Consider the following 25,356-nt stretch of genomic DNA (forward strand, 5'->3'; position numbering starts at 1 on the left):
TGCTAACGTCCGTCGTGAAAAGGGAAACAACCCAGACCGTCAGCTAAGGTCCCAAAGTCATGGTTAAGTGGGAAACGATGTGGGAAGGCTTAGACAGCTAGGAGGTTGGCTTAGAAGCAGCCACCCTTTAAAGAAAGCGTAATAGCTCACTAGTCGAGTCGGCCTGCGCGGAAGATGTAACGGGGCTCAAACCATGCACCGAAGCTACGGGTATCACCTTTGGTGATGCGGTAGAGGAGCGTTCTGTAAGCCTGTGAAGGTGAGTTGAGAAGCTTGCTGGAGGTATCAGAAGTGCGAATGCTGACATGAGTAACGACAATGCGAGTGAAAAACTCGCACGCCGAAAGACCAAGGTTTCCTGCGCAACGTTAATCGACGCAGGGTTAGTCGGTCCCTAAGGCGAGGCTGAAAAGCGTAGTCGATGGAAAACAGGTTAATATTCCTGTACTTCCAGTTATTGCGATGGAGGGACGGAGAAGGCTAGGCCAGCTTGGCGTTGGTTGTCCAAGTTTAAGGTGGTAGGCTGAAATCTTAGGCAAATCCGGGATTTCAAGGCCGAGAGCTGATGACGAGTGCTCATTAGAGCGCGAAGTGGTTGATGCCATGCTTCCAAGAAAAGCTCCTAAGCTTCAGATAACTGGGAACCGTACCCCAAACCGACACAGGTGGTTAGGTAGAGAATACCAAGGCGCTTGAGAGAACTCGGGTGAAGGAACTAGGCAAAATGGCACCGTAACTTCGGGAGAAGGTGCGCCGGTGAGGGTGAAGCACTTGCTGCGTAAGCCCACGCCGGTCGAAGATACCAGGCCGCTGCGACTGTTTATTAAAAACACAGCACTCTGCAAACACGAAAGTGGACGTATAGGGTGTGACGCCTGCCCGGTGCCGGAAGGTTAATTGATGGGGTTAGCGCAAGCGAAGCTCTTGATCGAAGCCCCGGTAAACGGCGGCCGTAACTATAACGGTCCTAAGGTAGCGAAATTCCTTGTCGGGTAAGTTCCGACCTGCACGAATGGCGTAACGATGGCGGCGCTGTCTCCACCCGAGACTCAGTGAAATTGAAATCGCTGTGAAGATGCAGTGTATCCGCGGCTAGACGGAAAGACCCCGTGAACCTTTACTATAGCTTTGCACTGGACTTTGAGCTTGCTTGTGTAGGATAGGTGGGAGGCTTTGAAGTGGGGACGCCAGTTCTCATGGAGCCATCCTTGAAATACCACCCTGGCAACCTTGAGGTTCTAACTCAGGTCCGTTATCCGGATCGAGGACAGTGTATGGTGGGTAGTTTGACTGGGGCGGTCTCCTCCCAAAGAGTAACGGAGGAGTACGAAGGTGCGCTCAGACCGGTCGGAAATCGGTCGTAGAGTATAAAGGCAAAAGCGCGCTTGACTGCGAGACAAACACGTCGAGCAGGTACGAAAGTAGGTCTTAGTGATCCGGTGGTTCTGTATGGAAGGGCCATCGCTCAACGGATAAAAGGTACTCCGGGGATAACAGGCTGATACCGCCCAAGAGTTCATATCGACGGCGGTGTTTGGCACCTCGATGTCGGCTCATCACATCCTGGGGCTGAAGCCGGTCCCAAGGGTATGGCTGTTCGCCATTTAAAGTGGTACGCGAGCTGGGTTTAGAACGTCGTGAGACAGTTCGGTCCCTATCTGCCGTGGACGTTTGAGATTTGAGAGGGGCTGCTCCTAGTACGAGAGGACCGGAGTGGACGAACCTCTGGTGTTCCGGTTGTCACGCCAGTGGCATTGCCGGGTAGCTATGTTCGGAAGAGATAACCGCTGAAAGCATCTAAGCGGGAAACTTGCCTCAAGATGAGATCTCACTGGAGCCTTGAGCTCCCTGAAGGGCCGTCGAAGACTACGACGTTGATAGGTTGGGTGTGTAAGCGCTGTGAGGCGTTGAGCTAACCAATACTAATTGCCCGTGAGGCTTGACCATATAACACCCAAGCAATTTGCTCATGCGAATTGCGGTGGTGAAGACGAAACGAACCGAAAGTTCGCGACGAACCACAAGATCACATATCCGAATTGGCTGGAGTATCCATCTGGATCTTCTGGCAACAGAATTTCTTGACGACCATAGAGCATTGGAACCACCTGATCCCATCCCGAACTCAGCAGTGAAACGATGCATCGCCGATGGTAGTGTGGGGTTTCCCCATGTGAGAGTAGGTCATCGTCAAGATTCATTTCGCAAAACCCCTATCTGCGCGAGCAGGTAGGGGTTTTGTCTTTGCGCGATCGAAACGCGACCCCCTGTAGGCGCCGGCATGCCGGCGAACACCGGCACCGCGGCGCGGCCTTCGCTGGTAAGCCGGCTCCTACACGCTTTTCGATGAGATTTCGCGGCAAAAGAGTCAGCGACTTTATATCAGAGGCTGTCAGGGTCGCCGAAGAACATCTGTATCCGCGAGCGCAACCATTTCTCCGCCGGATCATTGTCCTGCGCCCCGCGCCAGGCCATGTGCAACTCGAACGTGCGCACCTCCAGCGGCAGGTCCTCGGCCCGCAACCCACCCGCTGCGGTCAATGCATCGGCCGTGTAGTCTGGTACCGTGGCAACGATATCGGTCCCCGCCAGCAAGCTCCCCAGCCCGTTGAACTGCGGCACCGCCAGCACCACATGGCGCTTGCGGCCGATCTCGTCCAGCGCTTCGTCAATGAACCCCGACAGATCGCCGGCGAACGACACCAGCGCGTGGGGCCGGGCACAGAAGTCGTCCAGGGTGATGCTGCCCGGCATGCTATCGGCGCGCAGCAGTTTGGGCATGCTGCGGCGCAGCACCTTGCGCTTGGCGTTGGCGGGCAGTTCGCTGGTGTAGCTCACGCCCACCGAAATTTCGCCGGAGGCGAGCAGGGTGGGCATCAGCAGGTAGTTGACCCGGCGCACCACCAGCACGATGCCAGGGGCTTCGGCGCGGATGCGCTTGAGCAACTGCGGCAGCAGGGCGAATTCGGCATCGTCGGAAAGGCCGATGCGGAACACAGCATTGCTGGTGGCCGGGTCGAATTCGGCGGCGCGGCTGACGGCGGTGGAAATCGAGTCCAGCGCCGGCGACAGCAGGGCGAAGATCTCGTGGGCGCGGGCAGAGGGCTCCATGCTACGGCCAGTGCGCACGAACAACGGGTCGTCGAACAGGCTGCGCAGGCGCGACAGCGCGGCGCTGATCGCCGGCTGGCCGAGGAACAGTTTCTCGGCGGCGCGGGTCACACTGCGTTCATGCATGAGCGTTTCGAACACGATCAGCAGGTTGAGGTCTACGCGACGCAAGTCGTTACGATTCATTCGATGCGGCTCGCCTTAAGTGGGGCAGGGGTGAATCTTAAGGCCAAAGGCTGGTACCCTGCACCGATTTCCGGGTACCAATGCATAGATTTGTCAGGGGCCCAATCAATGACAGGCATGTCGACTATTAACAGCCACTGATGGCCCAACCGTGAAAGCCCGGATAAAGTCCGTGGTAATACGAGATTCACATAGGCGAGGTATGCGATGTCCCGCATGATCCGTTTCCACAAGTTCGGTCCGGCCGATGTGCTCCGTTGCGAGGAGCAGGCCGAACCGACCCCGGCCGTCGGCGAGGTGCAGATCCGCGTCGAGGCGATTGGCGTGAGCTGGTACGACGTGCTCTGGCGGCAGAACCTGGCACCGTCCCAGGCGCACCTGCCGGCGGGCATCGGCCATGAGATGGCCGGTGTGGTCACGGCGGTCGGCGCCGGGGTGGACGACATTACGGTGGGCGACCGGGTCGCCAGCTTCCCGGCCACCAGCGCCAACGACCATCCGGTATATGGCGATGTCATCGTGCTGCCGCGCATGGCCATTACCCGTTACCCCGATGTGCTGACCCCCATCGAAGCCAGCGTGCACTACACGCCATTGCTGATCGCCTACTTCGCCTTCGTCGACCTGGCCCGGGCCAAGGCCGGCCAGACGGCGCTGGTCACCGACGCCAGCCACTGCGCGGGGCCAGCCTTTGTGCAACTGGGCAAGGCGCTCGGGCTGAAAGTGTTTGCCGCCACCAAGGAGCCTGAGCAGCGCGAATACCTGCTGGGCCTGGGCGCGGACAAGGTGATCGTCACCGAAGAGCAAGACCTGCTGATGCAGATCGGCAAGTACACCGATGGCCGTGGCGTGGACATGGTCCTCGACGGTATGGGCGGGCCGCAGATGTCGCTGCTTGGCGATGTGCTGGCACCCCGTGGCAGCTTGGTGCTGTATGGCCTGCAGGGCGGCAACCAGACACCATTCCCGGCCTGCGCGGCGTTCAAGAAGAACATTCAGTTTCACGTGCACTGTATCGGCAACTTCACCGGCAAGCCGGAGTTGGGCATCGACCAGGACCAGGTCGCCTTGCAACGGGCCTTGCGCGATATCAACCAGTTCACCGCCGATCATCTGCTGACGCCGCAGATCATCAAGGTGTATCCGTTCGAACAAGTGGTCGAGGCTCATCGCTATATGGATGAATGCCCTTGTGGTGGGCGGGTGGTATTGGATATGCAGGCGTCCTGACAGGTATCGAACTTCGATCAGGCACTCCAGGTACGCCTAATGTTCCAATTTGATGGGGCTGCTGAGCAGCCCCATCAAATTGGGCGATTCTGTAAGATGTTTAATTTAAAGCGTGCTTATGAGATACATCCTACAAACTCAGGCTGAATTCAGCCGCGTATGTCGGTCCTCTCCGCTAGTTTGAGATTGTTCAATAATTACCTAAGCGTCTTACTTTGGTTTGGGAAGTTTCCTTCAAGCGCAACGCTATATTCATCTGCCAGAATTTGCGCTTCAGCCTGAATCGTTCAGGCAAGTGGAGCGAACGCATGAGTAATACCCACGACCAAGCCATGCACTATGTCTACCAGCAAGTCCTGCAACGCCTGTTCGAGCATATGAACCAGGCCCAGCGCGCGTCGGTGCAACTGTTGATCCAGCGCTTGCTGGTGGTTGCAGGTGGCCAGGAGCACGTCGGCCGATTCCAACTGTTGGTGCTGCACGGGGCCGACCGGCGCAGCGCCCATTTGCTGGCCTGTCTGCGTGCCGCGCAGCTGAGCATTTCCCTGCGCTATGTCGACACCTTCCGCCTGAGAGTGGTGGTGGCCCGGCATCCGACCCTCGACGACATGACCCTGACCAGTCACGAGCGCTGTTTCAGTGCGCTGTTCATGCACGATGACCCACGGGTCGAACTGCTCCGCACCGATGCTGGCCAGATCGGACGATTCGGTGCCCGCCCGAGTTGTTCGGCCGACCAACGTGCCGCCAGCGGCAAGGCCTGGTTGCTTTTTGGCCACTTGACGGGTGGGCAGCCGGAAGCGGTACTGGGCGCGAGGGCCTATCTGGAGCTGGCAGCAGGCCTGGGCAAAGCGTTGGCGATGCCCGGTGATGTCGATGCATTGGTTACTGTCGTGCCTGCATGCCAACGCCGCCGCTTGCTGGCCTGGAGCAGGCATTGCCTGCGCCAGTTGATCGAAGCAGGATACAGCGCGCCCGGCAACGACATCGATGCCCTCGCCGGAGGGCTGACGCGACTGGGCCTGCTGCTGGCCGACCCCTTCGAGGCGCCGACACCCCGCACACAGGGCGAGGGCGGGCAGGGCCTGCGCGTGGTGATGGTCGAGGATGTGCTGCAGCATCTGGATGACAGTGGTCCCCTCGATCAGATGCTGGGACGTCAGGACGCCTTACCGTGTTCGGCCCAAGGCCCAGCAGGTCTGTTCGATCCCTTGCCACTGGCGCATCTGTATGGCCTGCGGGCGCAGCATGTCGAGGCGCGTAGCTATCGCGAGGGTGCCCACGCCTTCTTTCGACGCCTTCAGCCAGCGCAGGCGGCTTGGCCTCAGGGCCAGGCATTACGTGAAGAGGCGCAGACGCGCCTGCTCGACGCCTATGGCGTGGGCGAGGACCAACTGGTCTGCCAGCTGTTCTCCCCCTTCGAGGCCGGTGGCCGCAACCTGGAGGCGTTCGTGCAACGTTGCCATCCAGGCATGCGCGTCGCCTTGCCTTACCTGCACCAGGCGTTGCAGGGCCGGCCATGCCCGGAACCGGTCAGGCAGTGGCTGATCGACACCAGCGGCCTGGAGCTGGCACAACTGCGGTCACTCTATGCAGGTCGGCCGGGCGCGACGATGCAACGCCTGCTGCTGATGCTGGGCCGGCGCGACAGGTGGTTGCGTTTGAAGCAAGTCAGGGGGGCATCCATGGCACCGCTGTCAGAGGCCACGACAGACCATCGATCCCGGTAGCCTCCCACAGGGCCCGTGTTGCCGGAAGTCAAAGCGGTACCCGGCGCAACCGCCCTTCCAGTGGCACCACTCGGCCTTCGGGCGTCGGCAGCGGACGGCCCGACAGGCCCATGCCTTCGCTGACCACCACCGCACCTTCCACCAGGCACAGGTTCGACGGTGTATCCAGCTCCTGGGCCAGGATGCTCACCACGCCGCTGTGCAGGTCGCAATGCAGCAAGCGTCCGCTGAAGCGGGTGAAGCCGCCATGCAGCGCCTCGCCGTTCCAGTCGGCGCGCAGGGGTTGCTGCAGGCTGGCGCAGAGCTCCAGGACCAGCACGTTGCCCTGCGAGTCCAGGGCCAGGCCGGTGGGCAGTTGCAGGCCGTCGATCAGCACCTCGAGGCGCCCGCTGTCCGGCCAGACCCGGATCACCTGGCCGGCCTTGTCGGCGAAGTCCACGCCCTTGCGCGCCGGGTCGCAATGCAGCTCGCCGGAGAACAGGCTGACCAGCACCGCCCCGGTTGCCGGCTCGTACACCAGGGTGACAGGCACGGCCTCCTGGTTCTGCTCCAGGTTTGGCAGGTGCACCAGCACCTGTTCTTGCGCGCCGGGGCGCAACTCCACCAACTCATTGGTGTCCGGCTTGACCGCCAGCCAGCTGCGTCGGCCGGGGTGATAGCACAGGGCATTGAGGTTGCCCTGGCTATGACACACCGGTTCCGGCGGGCTGTATTGCAGGTCGAGAAGTTTCGAGCCTGCGACGTAATCGGTCTGGCTGACCAGGCAGCGACCGTCGCCACAGGCGATGTCCGACAGGCCCATGATCTCGTCGCGCAGCATGCGCGCCTGCATGTTCATGGCACGGAAGCCCTGGGCGAGGGTTTCGCGGGGTAGATATGCGCCTGGGTTGCACGGGTCGACGGGCAGGCGGCTGATCCGTCCGGTGAACGGTTCGCCGGGCAGGCCGCTGCCGGCTTCGATCAGCAGCAGGCTGCCGTCCTCCTCGGCATGGACGCCGCGGGGGTTGAGCAGGCCGTTGGCGATGATCGAGGTTGGGCGCAGGGTTTCGCGGGGGTGGTGCGGGATATGGAGTGTTGTTGGCATAGATCCTTCCTGTCGCGCGGGTTCTTGAGCCTTGTTCCCTGAACGATGAAAAGCGCCGGGTGGCATCCCTGCCACCCGGCGCTGCTGCCTCAGTTGATCTTCAGATGGTTGTAGTCATCGATGCTCAGCTGCCTCGCTGGGTACTTCAGTTGCACCAGCTTCTGCGCCCAGAGCTCGAGCACCGATCGACGGCTTTGCGGCATGTCCCGGGTGATCGGCATGGCCACGGTGCTTTCTTCCTGGTAAGCCTTGCTGATCAGGCGGGTGAGCTGGTCCACCGCGCCTTCGATGCGCGAGAGGTCATTGAGTGGCATGTATTTGCCCATGATCGGGTACAGGTAGTAGTAGGGCTCGAAGATCCTCGGGTAGATGAAGCTGTCCCAGATCAGTTGTCCCGAGTTGGTCTGCAGATAGACCTTGTTCCATTGGTCGACGAACTCCTGCTTCAGCGTGGGCTCCTCCGGCAGCACCCGCAGCGGTGCGAGGAAGTCCACATAGGCGCTCAGGTAGCTGAAGCTGAAGTCGATATCGGCCTGGCCGTCTTCGTTGGGGAAGAAGCGCAAGGTCGGGAAGCCGGGAAGCTTGCCGGTGACCGTCACGCTGGCGATGCCGTTGCCGTCGGTGGTGATCTGCAGGTAGTTGTAGGTTACCTGTTCGTTCGCCGGCTCCTGCAGGTATCGGGTGGCCATCTTGGCGCCCTCGAAGACCAGGCAGGCGCCTAGCGATATTCCGGCGGGGGTGGTCTTGTACTGCTGGTACGTCACCTCCGTGCCGCCATCGGTCGCCACCTCGCTGCGCAAGCCCATCAGCTTGCGTCCCGCGCCCTCGGTTGCCACGGCATCGACCTCGGGAGCACCGACGAACTTCGGCAAGAGTTCTTTGTTGTTCCTGCGGTCGGCCGGGAAGTCCTTGAACAGGGCAAAGTCCGGATTGTTGCTGAAACCCAGGTAGTAGCTGGAGGTGCCCAGCAGATAGGGGTTGTTGTATTCGGCCACCAGCAGGTTGGTGTTCTTCGCGGGCACGCCGTTCTTCTGCACCATGATCTGCAGGGTCCGGGTTTCGCCCACGTCGATGAAACTGCCGCTCTGGATCACTTCGGCGGTCCAGATTGCCTGCTTCGAGGTTGGGATCCCGGTCGCCTGCTGTTGTAGCGCCAGCGGTGCTCCGCTGGTCAACTGTGCCTGCTGGCTCTCGGTGAGGCGCAGGTCAAGGATGCCCGAGCGCTGCTCGAACATGCTCTGCTGGTAGTCCGCGTAGTTGAAACTGGTCACCGGGATGAACGTGCCGCCTTGGTCGATGCCCACGTCGAAGCTGCCGAGATCGAGTTTCTCTGCGGTCGGGATATCGGGATTCTGACCCGCTTGCGGTGTGGCGGGCATGAACGGGAAGGTATTCATCAGGTCCAGCGACAGGATGCTGTCGTGAACTTGCGCCGAGACGACACCCAGCTGTACCACGGGCGGATACTCGAAGTTGTACTGTGGGGGCACGGCCACTGCAACGTCAGGTACCAGGCGCACGCCGGCCGGAGCGCTCGGGTACTCGTCATCGAGCCACAGGCCGAGGACACCGGAGGTGCAGCTGTAGGCCGGGTTGAAGAAGATGTCTGCGGGGTTGCTCAGGCCCTTCTGGTACAGCGCCTGGACCCTGGCCATGTCCACCGGGTTCTGGGATTTGGCACTGATGGGCGGCTGGTCGTTGAACACGCCGTTCTTGTCGTAGAAGGTCAGGTAGGTGCAGAAGCGGAACATCAGGCCCTGCACGCCCGGGTTGTCCAGCTGCGACTGGAGGTTCTTCAGCAGCGCCGAATCGCCAACCACCCAGCTCAGGTTTTCTTTCGGGAAGCAGGTCTGCCAGGTGGTGGTGACATAGTTCAACCCGCCGAAGGCGCCCCAGTTGAAGTTGAGGAAGCGATCAAGCATGCGGAATTGCCGCTTGGCGGTCAGGCCGCAGGTGTCGTCGCCCAGGACCAGCTTGTCGAAGTACAGTGCGGTGAAGGTGTTCTGCCAGGGGCTGACGTCGACGAAGCGGGCCGGGCTCGGGTTGGTGCTGCCGAACGGATTGCCGTACAGGTTGTAGGGCAGGGTGATCAGCGGGTCGTCGCTGACATAGCCACCGGTGGGCAGTTCGCCGCCGATGATGGTGGAGGTGGTCTCTTTGTAGTTGACGGTGCCGCAGCCGTTGTCGCCGAACAGATCCCACTCGGCGGGCATCATGATGGGGTAGCGATTGCGCGAGCTCGGCGCGTTGGGCGGTGCCTGGGTGACGTATTCCGGCGCCTCGTGGAGCGCGCGGGGCGTGATCATCCAGTTCAGCAGCAGGTCGCCGGCATTGTCTTTGTCGATGTTGTAGTACTGGAGGAAGCGCCAGTTCATCTCCATGTTCACCGCGTCGTACAGGGGGAACATATCGTTGTTGTTACCCGTTGGCGGGTTCCAGAACATGTGGCCTTTCAGGTAAACGCGGGGGAAGTTCAGTACGCTCATGTCGTGCTCCTCAAGGACGCTGCCACTGGGCGCGCTTCAGCGACCAGACATAATCGAGTTTGTTGTAGCCGTTGAACTCGGACGCGGGCACCGGCTCGGTCGGGTAGACGATGCCCCCCTGGCCGGCATCGCCGCCCTGGGCGAAGTTGAAGTAGCCGTCACTCTTCGAATAGGCCGCCGTGCCGTGGCAGGCAAAGCACGAGGACTGGCTCTGGAAGGCCGACTCCAGCTGGGAGTTGGCCAGCAGCTGGGGGCTGGTCTGCAGTTGCGTACCGATCAGCGCGTAGCGCGACAGATTCGTGTACCAGCCCTGGAACTGCGTGTTGACCGGGACCGCCGCTGGCGTCGGCCCGGTGCTGTTGGTCATCGGCTGGGACGGTACGGCGTTGGTCACGGTGTACCGGTGATTGTTGACGTTCTCGAAGGTGGTCCAGACCCAGCCGGTAACCAGCTTGTTGATCACGTGCAGGGCAGTGAGCGCGGCGTAGCCGACCTCGTAGGTGCCATCCTTGTTCTGGTAGTAGGCCTGGGCGATGTAGTAGCCATCCTTCTCCAGTTGCGCCTGGTAGGTGGCGTCGCTGCCAATCCACAACCAGCCGGCCTTCACTTCCCAGGCGGTGGCCGGGAAATCCAGGTCGCGGGCCAGGGCGTCCTGGCCATTCATGTTGTAGACGCCCTGGTCGACGATGTAGTCGAAGGTGGACTCGCCCATCAGCAACTGGAAGCGCACGGGCTTGCCTTGTTGCGATGCCGGTACCGCCCCGCCCATTTCCAGGGACAGGCCATCCACCTGCTGGGTGGCGTTGAGGTTGTGAAAGGCGCGCTTGGGGTTCATCCCCGCGATCTTGGCGGCACTTTCCATCACTTTCGCCGGAGGGCTGAAGGGCGTGCCGTAGGGGGTGGGTTTGGAGCCATCGGCCAGGTACACCTGGTCCGACGGCTTCATGGTTTCCCAGACCCGGTCGAGACCGTTCGGTGCTAGCTGGTTCAGGCAGTTGAACCAGTTCCAGCTCAGGGTTTCCTTGCTCGTGTCGAGCAGGTCCCGGGCCTGGGCCTGATTGCCGTTGAAGGTCAGGAAGTTGCTGCAACTGAAGGTGTTGGTGTTATCAGCCTGAGCCAGTCCGGCCAGTGTGCTGAGAACGGTTATTGAGATGGCTCGCCGCATGTGTGCTCCTTGGCATTGGCCAGGTCGTTTTGGTTCTGCTCCAGGAAATGCAGAAGCAGCAGGTGCTTGACCGCCGTTGCCGCAATGCTCCGCGGCAGCGGTACGTCGCAATCGGTGATCAGCAACGGGCCTGCTTGCTCGTTGGCTGGCGGGCGGCCGTGGCTGCCACGGACCAGGCCGCTGTCCAGCGGGATCAGGTCCATGTAGTAGCGCATGCCGAGTTTTTTTTGCAGCAGACGGCGCGCCACCTTCAATCTGGGGAAGCGGATAGCTGGGTCGACGAACAACTCCACCGGGTCGTAGCCGGGCTTGCGGTGGATGTCCACGGTGCGGGCGAAGTCCGGCGCCTTGCGCTCGTCGAACCAGTAGTAGTAATCGAACCAGAAGCCCGGGGCGGCCAGCGCCACCAGCTCGCCGCTGCGCGGATGGTCCAGTTGCCAGCTGCGTTGCTCGGCCCGGTCCAGTACCTGCTCGATGCCGGGCTGGCGCTGCAGCAGGGCCTTGATACGCGCAACATCTTCCTCGCGCCTGACATAGACATGGGCGATCTGGTGATCGGCCACTGCGAAGGCCGCGCTGGCACCGGGGTCGAGTAATTCCCAGGTCAGCGATTGGCGCACCTGCAACAAGCCTTGCTCGCGCAGTACGCGGTTGATGGACACTGATTGCCCGACCGCCTCGATGCCGTACTCCGACAGCAGCATCACCGCTGCGCCCTGGTCCTGGGCGAAGCTCAGCAGGCGCCCGACTTCATGGTCGATGGCGCGCACCTCATCGGCGATCGACGGGTGCTCGGGGCCGACCTTCTGCAGGCTGTAGTCGAGGTGGGGCAGGTAGACCAGTTGCAGGTCGGGGCGATTGAGCTGGAATTCGAGCAGGGCGCAATCGACGATCCAGCGGCTCGAGGCAATGCCCGCCGCCGGCCCCCAGAAACCGGGGAAGGGGAACTCGCCGATCTGCGCTTCGATCCGTTCGTGCAGGCCCGGCGGCGACGAATACAGCCCGAACAGCTTGCGCCCGTCGGCCGGATAATGCGGGCGCGGGGTGATCGAGGCATCGACGTTGGCGTACATGTTGTACCACCAGAACAACTGGCTGCAGCGGAACCCGGGCAGTTCGCGCTTGAGCGTGTCCCAGATCTTCTCGCCCTGGATCAACGCGTTGGGTTGCAGCCAGAAGCGCACCTCGGCCTGGTCGCGCCAATACCAGCCATTGCCGACGATACCGTGCTGCGACGGCGGTGCCCCGGTCAGGATCGAGGCCTGCACCGTGGAGGTCACCGCCGGAAACGGCGGTTGCAGGCTGGCCATCTGCGCGGTTTTCAGCAGTGCGTTGATATGCGGCGTGTTCGGGCCCAGCAGCGAGGGCGTCAGGCCGACCACGTTGATCAGCAGCAGGGGTTTACGGGCAGGCATCGGCGTGCCCCTCGCGTATTGGCGCGTGCAGCAGGCCACGCTGGCGCAGCTGTGCCTCGACCCAATGCAATTCGGCGGCGATGCCGCGCAGTTGGGCCTGCTCGTCGCTCGGTCGCAGTTGCGCGGGCAGCACGCCCCAGCTGTAGGTCTCCACTTCCAGCACCGGGCGCAGGTCGCCGTGGGCAGCCAGGTAGTCGAAGGTCTGCCCCAGTGCGACCTGGCTGCCGCTGAGTTCGGGCAGCAGAAGTTGCTCGCTGAACAGCGGGACGTGGAAGTGAATCCGCAACTCGTCATAGCGCCCGGGATCACTGGCGCAGGCGGCCAGTGCGGCAGGCAGGTCGGCCCAGGCCATCAGGCGCCCCTGATGGTCCCGCGCCTTGACCTGATGCAGGTAGGTGGCTTCGGAAAATTGGCCGAGCATGTCGAGGACCTGCGCGAAACGCTGCGGGTCATCGACCGGCAGACGGCAGATCATGGCGTTGGACAGCTGGATCTTGCCGATCGGTACCCCGGCCAGGCGCAGGCGGTCCAGCGAGCGATAGCAGTCCTCGAACATCACGGCCTGATGGCAGACGTCGAAGCACAGGGCCAGGTATTCATGGTGCGGATCGCTGGCTTGCCAATGGGCAAAGAAGGCGATGGCCTGGTCGGTGTTTTCCAGTACGCAGTCCGGCTCCATTTCCAGACAGAACACCACCTTCCTGCCGCTCTCGCGATGCAGCCTGGCCAGCTCGGCGGTGAGCTGGCGCAACAGGTGTTCGGCACGCTGCTGCAAGGCCGGACTCCAGTTGGCGGCATAACCCAGAGGCACGGTGGAAATCACCCCTTGTCGGCAGTCCGCTGGCAAGGCCTGCGCCAGGATGCGCGCGAGGTTCAGGCTGTAGGTCAGGCGCTCCGGCATTGACCAGTCGGGCAGGTAGACCTCGGCCTTCACCGCGCCCTCATGGAACTCGCCATAGGGAAAACCGTTCAACGAGGTCAGGCGCAGCCCGGTGTCCTGCAACAGGTCGAGGAACCGGCCGCGTGCCGACGCTTCCTGCAACGCGTCGGCGGCGCGGGCGCAGATCCATAGGCCGCTATCCTGTTCGTGCAGCCCGCGCAGGCGGCGCACGCCCTGGAAGTGGCGCTCGATCGACGCGCGCAGCCCGGCCAGGTCGCGGGTCGGGTGCACATTCGCGCAGTAGCCGATCTGGTTGGGCGTCCAGCACACGGTGGCGTTCATTTGATCACCGGGTCCTGGCCGCGCAGGGCAGAGTTCTCCTGCCAGGTCTTGCGCTGGTCGATCGGCAATGGCGTGCTGACCAGGGCCTTGTCCAGTTGGCGGCTCTGGGCGAAGAAGTCGACCGGGTTATGGAACAGCACCTGCTCGACCTGGGCTTCGCTGAAGCCGGCTTCGAGCATGGCCTGGCCGGTCTTCGGCACTTTCAGCGGATCGCTGACGCCCCAGTCGGCGGCGCTGTTGACGATCATTTTCTCCGTGCCGTACTGCTGCAGCAGGGCAACCATGCGCTGCTCCGACATCTTGGTGTTGGGATAGACCGAATGGCCACGCCAGCAGCCGGTCTCCAGCACCAGGGGCAGGGTCAACTCGTTGAGGTGATCGATCACCACCAGGTGCTCGGGGATGCCGACTTCGCGGATCACCGCCAGGGTGCGCTTGGTGCCGCCGATCTTGTCGCGGTGCGGGGTGTGCACCAGGACCGGCAGATCGAACTGCCTGGCCAGTTCCATCTGCATGGCCAGGAAGCGGTCTTCCTCGGGGGTGATGTCGTCGTAACCGATTTCGCCGACCGCCACCACGCCATCCTTGACCAGGTAGCGCGGCAGGATGTCCAGCACTTCCTGGGCCAGCCGAAGGTTGTTGGCCTCCTTGGGGTTGATGCCGAGCGTGCAGAAGTGGTGGATGCCGAACATGCTGGCGCGGAAGCGCTCCCAGCCCAGCAGGGTGTCGAAGTAGTCGACGAAGCTGCCGACGCTGGTCCGCGCCTGGCCCTGCCAGAACGCGGGCTCGATCACGCCGGTGATGCCGGCGGCCGCCATGTTCTGGTAGTCGTCGGTGGTGCGGCTGACCATATGAATGTGCGGGTCGAAATACTTGGGCATGGTGAATCCTCATCAAGGGCAAAGAGGTGCCGGTTGTGCGGGGGCTGGCGGTGGATCGGTCAGCTGCCGTGGAGGTTCTCGTGCCACTGCGCCGGCAAGCGTCGCTGCTGGTACAGGCCTGTCAGGCGCTTGCGCTGCGGCGGGCTGAGCAGGCCGAAGGCGATCAGCCGGGGTAGGCTGGGCGATACCGGGCGCCCGGCGGCGAGCTGTTCGTCCATCAGGTCGAGGGCCAACTGGTTGAGGGTCACGCTCTGGCGTTGCGCCAGGCCGATCACCCGCGCGGCATCCAGGCCCATGCCCAGCGCCTTGAGCACCAGTTGATGGAAGGCCCGCTCCGGGTAGTGACGGGATGCATAGGGGGTGTCCAGTGCCAGGGCGGCGAAGACCCGCGGGTTGCTGGTGCGGCCGGCGAACAGGGCCAGCTCGAGGCAGCGCCCCTCGCTGTCGAGGTCATCGAGGGCCTTGAGCAGGGCGACCTTTTCCTGGTCGTCGCCCCATTGAAACAATTGCTCCAGCAGCGCCGGGCGGGCTACTTCGTGCTGTAGGCCGACGACACGGGCCAGCAGCAAGGCGCGGGCCAGCTCGATGGAGCTCCAGCCATCGGCGCCGGGCACCGCCTGGTCACGCAGGTGGCGCTTGCATTGGCTGCTGAGGGTGGCGGCGGTATTGGCGTCCGGCGATTGCCGCAGGCGTTCCAGGGCCTGTTGCCACCAGCGTTCTTCGGTTTCGTCGAGCAGTTGATCCAGAGCCCGATTGTGTTCGGCCAGCCGTGGCTGGGGCACGGAGACGTCCATGTTCATGTCGGTTTGATCCAGCGTTGGAAGTGTGGAAGCAGGAAAAACATCAGCACGCAGAACAGGCTGCCCAGGGGCTGGTTGGCCACGGCCATCACCAGGGCGTCGAACAGGGGCAGGGCGGCCAGGCCAGCACCGATGAAGGCACGCACCTTCAAGCGCTGCGGATTGGCCAGATGCAGCCAGTAATGGCGACCGAGCCAGCCCAGCCAGAGCAGCAGCACCGGCCAGAACCACAAGGTCTCGGTGTAGATCGCCAGGGCCAGCGGGCTCAGCATCAGCAGCAGGGGCAGGCGGCTGAGCAACTGGTTGCGGTGCTCCTGGCTGGCCAGGTAGGTCAGCCCGCTGATGTACACGCCAAGCAGGATCGAGCAGAGCCAGATGGGTTGCGGCGGCACTGTCAGGCTGGCTGCCGCGGTGAGGTACAGCGCCGAGCGGCAGGCACCCATCAGCCAGACGCTGTGCACGTACTTTTTATGCAACAGGTTGTAGCCGAGGATGCAGCCGACCAGCAGGGTGATGCTGCCCAGCAACCACTGTGGCTGCTCGGTCAACTGGCTCAGGCCCAGGGCCGAGGCACCCGCCAGGGCTAGCAGGAGAAGGGTCGCGAGCCGTACTTGCCGGTAGCTGACCAGGCCCAGGGTAATCGGGCGGGGGTTGTTGTGCTGCTGGTCCCAATCGGCGTCCAGCAGGTCGTTCAGTAGCATGCCGGCCAGGTAAAGGAGCGACAGCGTCACCAGCAGCAGCCCCCACACCAGCGCCGACGGTGGCGCCAGGGCACCGGTGCTGCTGGCCAGGAGGGCGGCGGCGAGGGCGTTGGTCCACACCGTCGGCAGGTTGGAGACCCGGCCCAGGGTCATCCAGGTCTTGAGGCTCGCCTGGGTCTGGCTCATTGCGCGCAACCCTCGCTCAAGCCGAAGGGGGCCGCGTCGAGGCTGGAGAGGCGCAGCAGAGCCTGCTGCATCAGGCGGTCATCGATTTCATGCAGGTCGACCGAGGCACCGATGCGGCTAAGCATGGGGATCGACAGCCGGCCACCCAGATGCTGACGGAACTCCTCCAGCCCAAGCATGACCTGGAAGCGTCCCACCCCGTCTTTCAAGGTCAGTTCCGCCGGGCACAGATTGAACCCGAGCTTTTGCAGGAGGCTCACCAGCCGCTCGCTGTCGGTATCGCTCAACAGCCCCAGGGCATTGGCATAGTACGCGTCCAGGGCCATGCCCACAGCCACCGCTTCGCCATGGCGCAGGCGGTGCTGGCTAAGGTTTTCCAGCTTGTGCGCGGCCCAATGACCGTAGTCCAGTGGCCGGCCGTTGCCGCGCTCGAACGGATCGCCGGCACCGGTGATATGCCCCAGGTGCAGTTGGGCGCAGCGGAAAATGGCATGGCGGCTGGCCGGATGATCGAAACGGGCGAGGGCTGCGGCGTGCTCCTCCATCCACTGGAAGAATACCTCGTCCTTGATCAGCGCCACCTTCACCGCCTCGGCCAGGCCGGCGATCTGGTCGCGGCGGCTGAGGCTGGTCAGCAATTGGAAGTCGTTGATCACGGCGGTGGCGGGGTAGAAGGCACCCAGCAGGTTTTTCTGGCCGAAGGCATTGATGCCGTTCTTCACGCCGATGCCGGCGTCGTTTTGCGCCAGCACCGTGCTCGGCAGGCGGATCAGACGGATGCCACGGTGGAAGGTGGCGCAGGCGTAACCCACCGAATCCAGCAAGGCGCCGCCGCCCATGGCCAGCACGTAGCAGTGCCGGTCGAGGCCGTGCTTGAGCATGTCGGCGTACAACTGCTGGAGTACTTCCGCGGTCTTGCTCAGCTCACCGGCAGCGACGGCGATCGGCGCGGCCTGCAAGTGCAGGTCGCGGGCATGGCTGGTGAACCAGGCCTCGATCTGTCCGGGCAGATGCGCATTGCACTGCAACAATTGCTCGTCGGCGAAGATCAGCACTGTCACCCGGCCGTGCTGTCCGGCAGTGAGCTGCTGGTGCAGACAGGGGTTGCGCAGGTCGAACAGGTGATCGGTAAAGCGCACCGGATAGTCGTAGCTGACCTCGAAGCGGCCGTGCAGCACTTCAGGCGTGGCGGGTTTGCGCAGTTTGCTGGACAGGCTGTAGCCGGCGATGAAAAGCCCCGGCAGGACCATGCTGGCGAGGAGCGTGACCAGCAGCGCGTTTTCCTCGACGAGGAAGCTGCCGATGGCGCAGTAGGCCAGGGCCAGGCCCATATTGGCCAGGGTCGTGACCAGGACGAAAACGCGCAGCGGATAGCGCTGCATGCCGGCGGCGACCACCGAGGTTTCCGCCAGTACCGGCACACCGCGCAGGCAGATCAACGACAGGGTGCCGAGCTTTTGCACCAGCTGCCCGGGTTTGCGCTGATGCAGGCCAAGGCGGCCGGACAGCACGCGCAAGTACCCGGCGCCCAGGGCATAACCCAGCCAGGCGCCGAGGCACAGGCCCACGAAGATCACCAGGTAGCCACCGACGCTGCCCAGGGCGGCCACGGCGAGCAGCGCCACCACGCTCGATGGCACCGGCAGTACGACGTCCAGTGCCAGCAAGGCGATCAACAGCAGGGCCAGGTTGGCTTTGCGTGCCGGGCTATCGGGCAGGTACAGCTCAAGGTGGGTCAGGAAGTCCTGGATTTGTTGCTCAAATAACAGAAAGCTGGCGATCACCAGTGCACTGAAGCAAACAAGTGATACCCAGAAATATTCGGCAGGCGCTTTTTTGCAGAGCACACGATGCCAAAGGCCGCGCTTCATCAAGCATCCCTCTTGATATTGTTATGACTGATTTCCGTTTCAGTTTTGAAGGCAGAGCGTTAATGCTTGGACGGAATAAAAAGCTCCAGGCTGCGTGATATTGTTTTGATGGCTACTTCGACGGTTTCCGAAAAGTTAGCCGCTCGCCGGGCTTTTGCAAGGCGGGATTGAACGATTTTTTCTTCCTGAAAAAACAACTTATCGAGCCGAATTATTCAGCGCAGCGGCAGGCGGGTGAGGAGCCGGCCCGAGAGGAAAGCTCACCTGGTGCGCATGGCGAGCGCTACCGGTCGGATCACCCAGGTTTATTGCTCAAGCGATGCATCCTTGCGCATTCCCCTCACTTCTTGAGCACCGTTTATCGGAGGTTTGTTTCGGTACCGGGGTGTACGCCTCGGACCCAAGGCGTGGAAGTCTGCGGGCCCGCGAGTGCATGTCAATTTCTATAGAAGAATATTTAGTTTCTGATAACCGACGATGTGATCCCTGGTACTTGCCCCTGGGGTGGGTCTGTATGTATAACCAGTGCCCGCCCTCAGCGTTCCACCGGCCCCATGATCGCCCATTCCGTCGACGACCCCTTCTACTACTTGCACAACTTCCGCCAGGTATTGAGCTGGGTCGGGCAGCGCTACGCCGACCTGCTCAACCGTGATGAGCATCATTTCATCCAAGCTTTCTCCACGCTGTCTTTGCCGGCCCAGGCCTTGCTGGTGCGCATGGTGATGCGCAAGGGCGAGCTGTTTCGCAGCGACAAGCTCGCGTACTCAGAGATCGGCGATAGCGACGCGGCCCTGGCTCCCTTGCAGGCGTTGGGCTGGGTGGCCGATGACACGCCGCTGACGGTCGCGCAATTGTGGGCACTGCTGCGTAAGGAGGAGGTGGTGCAGTGCTTCGCTGGCCAGCTTGCCCGGCCCCGGGCGGGCAAGGCCGATCTGCTGGCCCAGCTGCAGGCGCTCGCGCTTGAGCCAAGGCCACTGAGTGAGTGGTTCCCGACGTTCCCTGCACGCATTCTGCATTGGCGGCTACAGCCCCTGTGCGATCGGCTGCGCCTGTTGTTCTTTGGCAACCTCTATCAGGACTGGTCGGACTTCGTGCTGACCGACCTGGGTGTGTTCCGTTATGAGCAAGTCAGCTTCGGTGACGACTCGCGGGCCTTGCGCCAGCGTGCGGATGTCGACCTGGCCATGGCCTTGCACCAGTGCGCTGAACGGTTGGAGCAGGGCGAGCCGCCCGCTGGGCTGCTGGCCGCCCTGGACGGGCTGGACAGCGCCAACCCCTGGCTTGCCCGGCGCCGCGCACGGTTGTTGTTCAGCCTGGGCCAGCACAGCGAGCGCCTGGCCGACTGGGGCCTGGCCCTGCGTATCTACCAGGCATGCGAACACCCCGAGGCGCGTATTCGCCAGGTGCGGGTGTTCGAACGCAGTGAGCAGTGGCCGCAGGCCCATGCGCTGGCCATGCGTATGGCCGAGTCGCCAGCCAATGCCCTGGAGCGGCAGGCGCTCGAGCGTATGTTGCCGCGCCTGGCACGCAAGCTGGGTGGGCCGCCGCAGGGGCGCCGGCGCACGAGCGACGTCGAGTTGATCGAGCTGGAATTGCCGGCTGCGCTGGCGCTGCACGGCGTGGAGGAGGCGGTGCGCCTGCACCTGGAGCAAGAGGGGGGCGTTGCGCATTACGTCGAGAACACCCTGTTCAACAGCCTGTTCGGCCTGCTCTGCTGGGAGGCGATCTTTGCCCCGGTGCCGGGCGCGTTCTTCCATCCTTTCCAGGCCGGGCCGCAGGACTTGCACGACAGCGATTTTCAGGCGCGTCGCGCGTCGTTGTTCGAGCGTTGCCTCGGCCGGCTTGATGATGGCAGCTACCCTGAGGCGATTCGCGCCTGCTTCACGGCCAAGCACGGGCTGCAGTCGCCGTTCGTGTTCTGGCAGATGCTCGATGAGGAACTGCTCGAAGACGCCCTGGCCTGCCTGCCGGCTCGGCACCTGAAGGCCTGCTTCGAGCGGTTGTTGCAGGATATCCGTAACAACCGCGCCGGCATGCCCGACCTGATCCAGTTCTGGCCCGCGCAAGGGCGTTACCGCATGGTCGAGGTCAAGGGGCCGGGTGACCGTCTGCAGGACAACCAGCTACGCTGGCTCGACTTCTGCCAGGCGCATGGCTTGCCAGTGGTGGTGTGCCACGTGCGCTGGAAGGCCGAGCAGGCATGAGTTACACCGTCGCCGTGCGCGCCCTGTGCGAGTTCAGTGCCAAGGTCGGTGACCTGGACCTGCGCTTCACCCCTTCGCCCACGGCGCAGGAAGGCATTGCCGGCCATCGCCGGGTGGTGGCAGGGCGTGGCGCGGACTATGAGGCGGAAGTCGCCCTTGAAGGCGAATACCTGGGGTTGCGCGTGCGTGGCCGCGCCGACGGCTACGACCCTGCGCGCAATCGCCTGGAAGAGATCAAGACCCACCGCGGCGACCTGGCAAGGCAACCGGCCAACCACCGCCAGCTGCACTGGGCGCAGGCCAAGGTCTACGCCTGGCTGGTCTGTCAGGCGCGGCAGTTGCCGGACATCGACGTCGCGTTGGTTTACCTGGATGTGGACAGCGAAGGCCAGACGGTGATCAGCGAGCGCCATGCGGCCGACGACCTGCGGCGTTTCTTCGAGGCGCAGTGCGCGTGTTTCCTGGCCTGGGCCCGGCAACAGGAGCAGCGCCTGGGCGAGCGCGACCGTGGCTTGAGCTCGCTGAGCTTTCCGCACCCCGAATTCCGCCAAGGGCAGCGCCAGCTCGCTGAAACCCTGTACAAGGCGGTGAGCACTGGCCGCTGCCTGATGGCCCAGGCCAGCACGGGCATCGGCAAGACCCTCGGGACGTTGTTTCCGTTGCTCAAGGCCGTAGTGCCGCAGCAACTGGACAAGCTTTACTTCCTCACCGCCAAGACCCCCGGCCGCGCCCTGGCCCTGGACGCTCTGCGGCAAATGACCCGGGCCACGCCGCAACCCGCCCTGCGCACCCTGGAGCTGATCGCGCGCGACAAGGCCTGCGAGCACCCCGACAGCGCCTGCCATGGCGAATCCTGCCCGCTGGCCCAGGGGTTCTATGATCGCCTGCCTGCCGCCCGCGAGGCCGCTGCACAAGTGCCCGTGCTCGACCGCGCCAGCCTGCGCGAAGTGGCGCTGACGCATCAGGTCTGCCCCTATTACCTGGCCCAGGAGATGGCGCGCTGGGTCGACCTGGTGGTGGCCGACTACAACTATTACTTCGATGCCCACGCCATGCTGTTCGGGCTGGCTCAAACCCATCAATGGCGTACGGCGGTACTGGTGGACGAGGCACACAACCTGGTCGAGCGGGGGCGGCAGATGTACAGCGCCAGCCTTGACCAGGGCCAGTTGCAGGCCCTGCGCCAGAGCAAACCTGCTGGGCTGGGCAACGCCTTGGCGCGGCTCAACCGCCAGTGGAATGCGCTGTACAAGCAGCAGGTGGCGTCGTACCAGGCGTTCGAGCAACTGCCGGAGACTTTCGTACAGGCGCTGCAACGCTGTATCGGTTTGATCCAGGAGCGCATGAACGAGGCCCCAGCCGAGGTGGAGCCCAAGGTGCTGGAATTCTTCTTCCAGGCGTTGCAGTTCAGCCGTGTCGCCGAGTTGTTCGACGAGCATTTTGTGTTCGATATCAGCCAGCGCAACGGCTCGCGCGGGCGTCGCCTGGCCACGCTGTGCCTGCGCAACGTAGTGCCGGCGCGGCTGTTGGGGCCACGGATGAGCGCGGCGCGCAGCGTCACGCTGTTTTCCGCCACGCTCAATCCACGCCGCTTCTATACCGACTTGCTGGGCATGCCGGCCGACACCGCCTGGCTGGAGGTCGCCGCGCCGTTTCGCGCCGAGCAGTTGGCGGTGCGTATCGTCAGCGAGGTGTCCACACGCTTCCAGCAGCGCCAGGCATCGCTGGCTCCCATCGTCGAGTTGATCGCCGGGCAGTTTCAGCGCCAGCCCGGTAATTACCTGGCGTTCTTCAGCAGCTTCGATTATCTGGAACAGGTGGCACAGTTGCTGGCCGAGCGCTATCCGTCCCTGACCCAGTGGCGGCAGGCACCGGGTATGGACGAGGCGGGGCGCGAGGCATTTCTCGCACGTTTCGTACCGGACGGGCAGGGTGTGGGTTTCGCCGTGCTGGGTGGTGCGTTCGGCGAGGGCGTGGACCTGCCGGGCACGCGCCTGATCGGCGCGTTCGTCGCCACCCTGGGGCTGCCCCAGGTCAACCCGGTCAATGAGCAGTTCAAGCAGTGCCTGGGCCGGCAGTTCGGCGCGGGTTTCGACTACGCCTACCTCTACCCGGGGGTGCGCAAGGTGATCCAGGCTGCCGGTCGGGTGATCCGTGGCGACCAGGACCGTGGCGTGCTGCTGTTGATCGATGAACGCTTCGCCGAACCGCGGGTGCGGCAGATGTTTCCCGACTGGTGGCAATGCAGGTGATCGCCCCCATCGCCTGGCGCTGAAACTCTCAGTACACTGCGCGTTCCAACCCAACATTCGTTGATTTCGAGGTTTTGCATGACGCTCAGTTCCTTGGCAGGCAAGCCGGCTCCGGCCAGCGTGCTGGTCGATATTCCCCGCCTGGTGACCGCTTACTATACCGGCCGCCCCGACGCCGCCGTGGCCGCCCAGCGCGTGGCTTTCGGCACTTCCGGCCATCGCGGCACCTCGTTCGAGCTGAGCTTCAACGAAGACCACGTGCTGGCGATCACCCAGGCCATCTGCCTGTATCGCCAGGAGAAGGGCATCGACGGCCCGCTGTTCATCGGCGCCGACACCCACGCCTTGTCCGCTCCGGCCGCGGCCAGCGCCCTGGAGGTGCTGGCGGCCAACGGTGTGCAGGTGATGCTGAGCAAGGATGACGAGTACACGCCCACCCCGGCGGTATCCCACGCCATCCTTTGCTACAACCGTGGCCGCCAGCAGGGCCTGGCCGACGGCATCGTCATCACCCCGTCGCACAACCCGCCACAAAGCGGCGGTTTCAAGTACAACCCGCCCAATGGCGGCCCGGCCGACAGCGATGTCACCAAGTGGATCGAAGGCAAGGCCAACGAACTGCTGGCCGCAGGCCTGGCGGGTGTCAAGCGCATTGAGCACAAGCAGGCGCTGGCGGCCCCCACCACTCAACGTCACGACTACGTGAGCCACTACGTGGCAGACCTGGAGAACGTCATCGACTTCGACGTGATCCGTGGCGCCAAGCTGCGCCTGGGCGTCGACCCGCTGGGCGGGGCAGGGGTGCGCTACTGGTCGGCCATCGCCGAGCACTACCAGCTGGACCTGGAAGTGGTGAATACCGAGGTCGACCCGACCTTCCGCTTCATGACCGTCGACTGGGACGGCCAGATCCGCATGGACCCCTCCTCGCCGTATGCCATGCAGGGCCTGATCGGCCTGCGCGAGCGCTTTGACGTGGCCTTTGCCTGCGACCCGGACCACGATCGCCACGGCATCGTAACCCCCGACGGCCTGCTGCAGCCGAACAACTACCTGGCCGTGGCCATCGACTACCTGTACCGCAACCGCCCGCAATGGCGCAAAGACGCAGCCGTGGGCAAGACCGTGGTGTCCAGCGGCCTGATCGACCGTGTCACCGCAGCGCTCGGCCGCGACCTGTACGAAGTGCCGGTGGGCTTCAAGTTCTTCGCCCAGGGCCTGTTCGACGGCTCGCTGGGCTTTGGCGGCGAAGAGAGCGCCGGTGCCTCGTTCCTGCGCAAGGACGGCTCGGTCTGGGCCACCGACAAGGACGGCCTGATCCCGGCCCTGCTGGCCGCCGAGATGACCGCCCGCACCGGTCGCAACCCGAGCCAGATCTACGCTGACCTCACCAGCAAGCTGGGCAAGCCGTACGCCACCCGTGTCGAAGCCAAGGCTGATGCGCGGCAGAAGGCGTTGTTGAGCAAGCTGGCGCCGGAGCAGGTCAAGTCCACCGAGCTTGCCGGCGAGCCGATCACCCAGATCCTCAGCCATGCGCCGGGCAATAACCAAGCCATCGGCGGCCTCAAGGTGATGACAGAGAACGGCTGGTTCGCCGCGCGACCATCGGGCACCGAGGACATCTACAAGATCTACGCCGAGAGCTTCATCGACGAGGCGCACCTCAAGCGTCTGGTCGAGGAAGCCCAAGTGCTGGTGGATGCGGCGATCGCCTGATCGTTCCCACCACTGCGTGTCATCAAGACGATGCGGTCCCTGTAGGAGCGGCTTTAGCCGCGAACCCAGGCACCGCGTCGCCTGATTCGCGGCTAAAGCCGCTCCTACAGGATCGCATGGTTGTTCCATCAGTGGGACGATCTATGCTGTTTTCTCCGCCTACCGCTTGATTGGCCTCTTCGATAAGGTGATTCCTATCCAAGAGGAGGCTTCTCATGAAAAAGATCCAAGGCATCTACCGCAGCCCCCACGCCCATTGGGTGGGCGACGGCTTCCCGGTGCGCAGCCTGTTCACCTACGACCACCTGGCCCGGTACATCAGCCCGTTCCTGCTGCTGGATTACGCCGGCCCCCACCACTTCACCCCCACCAACGCCCGGCGTGGCGTCGGCCAGCACCCGCACAGGGGCTTCGAAACGGTGACCATCGTCTACCAGGGTGAACTGGAGCATCGCGACTCCACCGGCGCCGGTGGCCTGATCGGCCCGGGCGACGTGCAGTGGATGACCGCCGCCGGGGGCATCATCCACGAGGAGTTCCATTCGCCAGCCTTCGCCCGCAGCGGTGGCACGCTGGAAATGGTCCAGCTGTGGGTCAACCTGCCGGCCAAGGATAAGCGTGCCGCGGCGGGTTACCAAACCCTGCTGGCCAGTGATATTCCGGTGGTGACGCTGGACGGCGAGGCGGGCAGCCTGCGGGTAATTGCCGGGCGCTATGCGGATCACCGGGGCCCAGCCCGGACCTTCACCGAGATGGATGTGTGGGATATCCGCCTGAAGGCCGGCGCGGTACTGGACCTGCCAGTTGCGGCAGGGCGCAATGCAGCGCTGGTGGTGCTGCGCGGCAACCTGCGCGTCCATGGCGAGCGTGAAGCGGGGCCGGCCAGCCTGGTGCTGTTCGAACGCGAGGGCGAGTCAATGCGGGTCGAGGCGCTGGAGGATGCCAGCGTGCTGCTGCTCAGTGGCGAACCGATCGATGAGCCTATCGTCGGCTACGGGCCGTTCGTGATGAACAGCCAGGCGCAGATCGCCGAATCGTTCGATGATTTCCATGCCGGGCGGTTTGGCCAGGTGGGTGGCGTCGAGCACGGCCCCCTGTAGCAGCGGCTTCAGC

General features: G+C 63.4%; 16 protein-coding genes and 2 rRNA genes (1 of these 18 only partly in view). 8 read left to right on the plus strand and 10 right to left on the minus strand.

The features are described from left to right. Together IM733_RS05970 and rrf are read left to right on the plus strand one after the other, a co-directional pair. Positions 1 to 1,947 (plus strand): 23S ribosomal RNA (locus tag IM733_RS05970) (it extends 946 nt beyond the left edge of the window). 133 nt (positions 1,948 to 2,080) lie between these two features. Next, positions 2,081 to 2,196: ribosomal RNA gene (rrf, locus tag IM733_RS05975) — 5S ribosomal RNA — on the plus strand. A 186-nt stretch (positions 2,197 to 2,382) separates the two neighbouring features. Here the strand turns inward: rrf and IM733_RS05980 are convergent. Further along, entirely contained in the window at positions 2,383 to 3,297 is a 915-nt protein-coding gene (locus IM733_RS05980) for a LysR family transcriptional regulator (protein WP_248919984.1), read from the minus strand. Positions 3,298 to 3,504: 207 nt separating this feature from the next. Between IM733_RS05980 and IM733_RS05985 the strand changes: the two genes are divergently transcribed. Both IM733_RS05985 and IM733_RS05990 read left to right on the plus strand, forming a co-directional pair. Further along, the gene (locus tag IM733_RS05985; protein WP_248919985.1) at positions 3,505 to 4,527 is read left to right on the plus strand and encodes a zinc-dependent alcohol dehydrogenase family protein; all 1,023 of its coding nucleotides are present in this window, start codon (positions 3,505 to 3,507) and stop codon (positions 4,525 to 4,527) included. 308 nt (positions 4,528 to 4,835) lie between these two features. Then, entirely contained in the window at positions 4,836 to 6,257 is a 1,422-nt protein-coding gene (locus IM733_RS05990; RefSeq protein ID WP_248919986.1) for a hypothetical protein, read from the plus strand. Positions 6,258 to 6,285: 28 nt separating this feature from the next. Here the strand turns inward: IM733_RS05990 and IM733_RS05995 are convergent, their stop codons facing one another. From IM733_RS05995 to IM733_RS06035, 9 genes are all read right to left on the minus strand, one after another. Then, positions 6,286 to 7,341 carry a hypothetical protein gene (locus IM733_RS05995; protein ID WP_248919987.1) on the minus strand — a complete coding sequence of 352 codons (1,056 nt, stop codon included), beginning with the start codon at positions 7,339 to 7,341 and terminating at the stop codon, positions 6,286 to 6,288. Positions 7,342 to 7,430: 89 nt separating this feature from the next. Further along, complete coding sequence (locus IM733_RS06000; RefSeq protein ID WP_248919988.1) at positions 7,431 to 9,827, minus strand: hypothetical protein; 2,397 nt, start codon at positions 9,825 to 9,827, stop codon at positions 7,431 to 7,433. Positions 9,828 to 9,837: 10 nt separating this feature from the next. Beyond that, positions 9,838 to 10,992 carry a hypothetical protein gene (locus tag IM733_RS06005; RefSeq protein ID WP_248919989.1) on the minus strand — a complete coding sequence of 385 codons (1,155 nt, stop codon included), beginning with the start codon at positions 10,990 to 10,992 and terminating at the stop codon, positions 9,838 to 9,840. Then, positions 10,971 to 12,407 (minus strand): alkaline phosphatase family protein, encoded by a 1,437-nt coding sequence (locus tag IM733_RS06010; protein WP_248919990.1) that lies wholly within the window; start codon positions 12,405 to 12,407, stop codon positions 10,971 to 10,973. The genes IM733_RS06005 and IM733_RS06010 overlap by 22 nt, the downstream gene beginning before the upstream one ends. Then, complete coding sequence (gene eboE / locus IM733_RS06015; protein ID WP_248919991.1) at positions 12,394 to 13,629, minus strand: metabolite traffic protein EboE; 1,236 nt, start codon at positions 13,627 to 13,629, stop codon at positions 12,394 to 12,396. Before eboE ends, IM733_RS06010 begins: the two co-directional genes overlap by 14 nt. Continuing rightward, positions 13,626 to 14,510, minus strand: coding sequence for a TatD family hydrolase (locus IM733_RS06020; protein ID WP_248919992.1), 885 nt, complete (start codon positions 14,508 to 14,510; stop codon positions 13,626 to 13,628). Before IM733_RS06020 ends, eboE begins: the two co-directional genes overlap by 4 nt. Before the next feature lie 59 nt (positions 14,511 to 14,569). Further along, positions 14,570 to 15,310, minus strand: a complete 741-nt coding sequence (locus IM733_RS06025; RefSeq protein WP_248919993.1) for an EboA domain-containing protein — start codon at positions 15,308 to 15,310, stop codon at positions 14,570 to 14,572. Further along, positions 15,307 to 16,197 carry a UbiA family prenyltransferase gene (locus IM733_RS06030; protein WP_248919994.1) on the minus strand — a complete coding sequence of 297 codons (891 nt, stop codon included), beginning with the start codon at positions 16,195 to 16,197 and terminating at the stop codon, positions 15,307 to 15,309. Before IM733_RS06030 ends, IM733_RS06025 begins: the two co-directional genes overlap by 4 nt. Next, positions 16,194 to 18,068, minus strand: a complete 1,875-nt coding sequence (locus IM733_RS06035; protein WP_248919995.1) for a 3-dehydroquinate synthase — start codon at positions 18,066 to 18,068, stop codon at positions 16,194 to 16,196. Before IM733_RS06035 ends, IM733_RS06030 begins: the two co-directional genes overlap by 4 nt. A gap of 554 nt (positions 18,069 to 18,622) precedes the next feature. On the opposite strand from IM733_RS06035, the gene IM733_RS06040 reads away from it, so the two are divergent. The 4 genes from IM733_RS06040 to IM733_RS06055 all read left to right on the plus strand — a co-directional run bounded on the left by IM733_RS06040 (position 18,623) and on the right by IM733_RS06055 (position 25,343). Continuing rightward, on the plus strand, positions 18,623 to 20,275 hold the full coding sequence (locus tag IM733_RS06040) for a VRR-NUC domain-containing protein (RefSeq protein ID WP_248919996.1): 1,653 nt from the start codon (positions 18,623 to 18,625) through the stop codon (positions 20,273 to 20,275). Next, complete coding sequence (locus IM733_RS06045; protein WP_248919997.1) at positions 20,272 to 22,527, plus strand: ATP-dependent DNA helicase; 2,256 nt, start codon at positions 20,272 to 20,274, stop codon at positions 22,525 to 22,527. Before IM733_RS06040 ends, IM733_RS06045 begins: the two co-directional genes overlap by 4 nt. 78 nt (positions 22,528 to 22,605) lie before the next feature. Further along, positions 22,606 to 24,243 (plus strand): phosphoglucomutase (alpha-D-glucose-1,6-bisphosphate-dependent), encoded by a 1,638-nt coding sequence (gene pgm, locus IM733_RS06050; protein WP_248919998.1) that lies wholly within the window; start codon positions 22,606 to 22,608, stop codon positions 24,241 to 24,243. Positions 24,244 to 24,458: 215 nt separating this feature from the next. Beyond that, positions 24,459 to 25,343 carry a pirin family protein gene (locus tag IM733_RS06055; protein ID WP_248919999.1) on the plus strand — a complete coding sequence of 295 codons (885 nt, stop codon included), beginning with the start codon at positions 24,459 to 24,461 and terminating at the stop codon, positions 25,341 to 25,343. The last annotated feature ends 13 nt before the right edge of the window (positions 25,344 to 25,356 follow it).

The sequence above is a fragment of the Pseudomonas entomophila genome (genome assembly GCF_023277925.1).
In the GTDB taxonomy this organism is placed as follows: Bacteria; Pseudomonadota; Gammaproteobacteria; order Pseudomonadales; family Pseudomonadaceae; genus Aquipseudomonas; species Aquipseudomonas entomophila_D.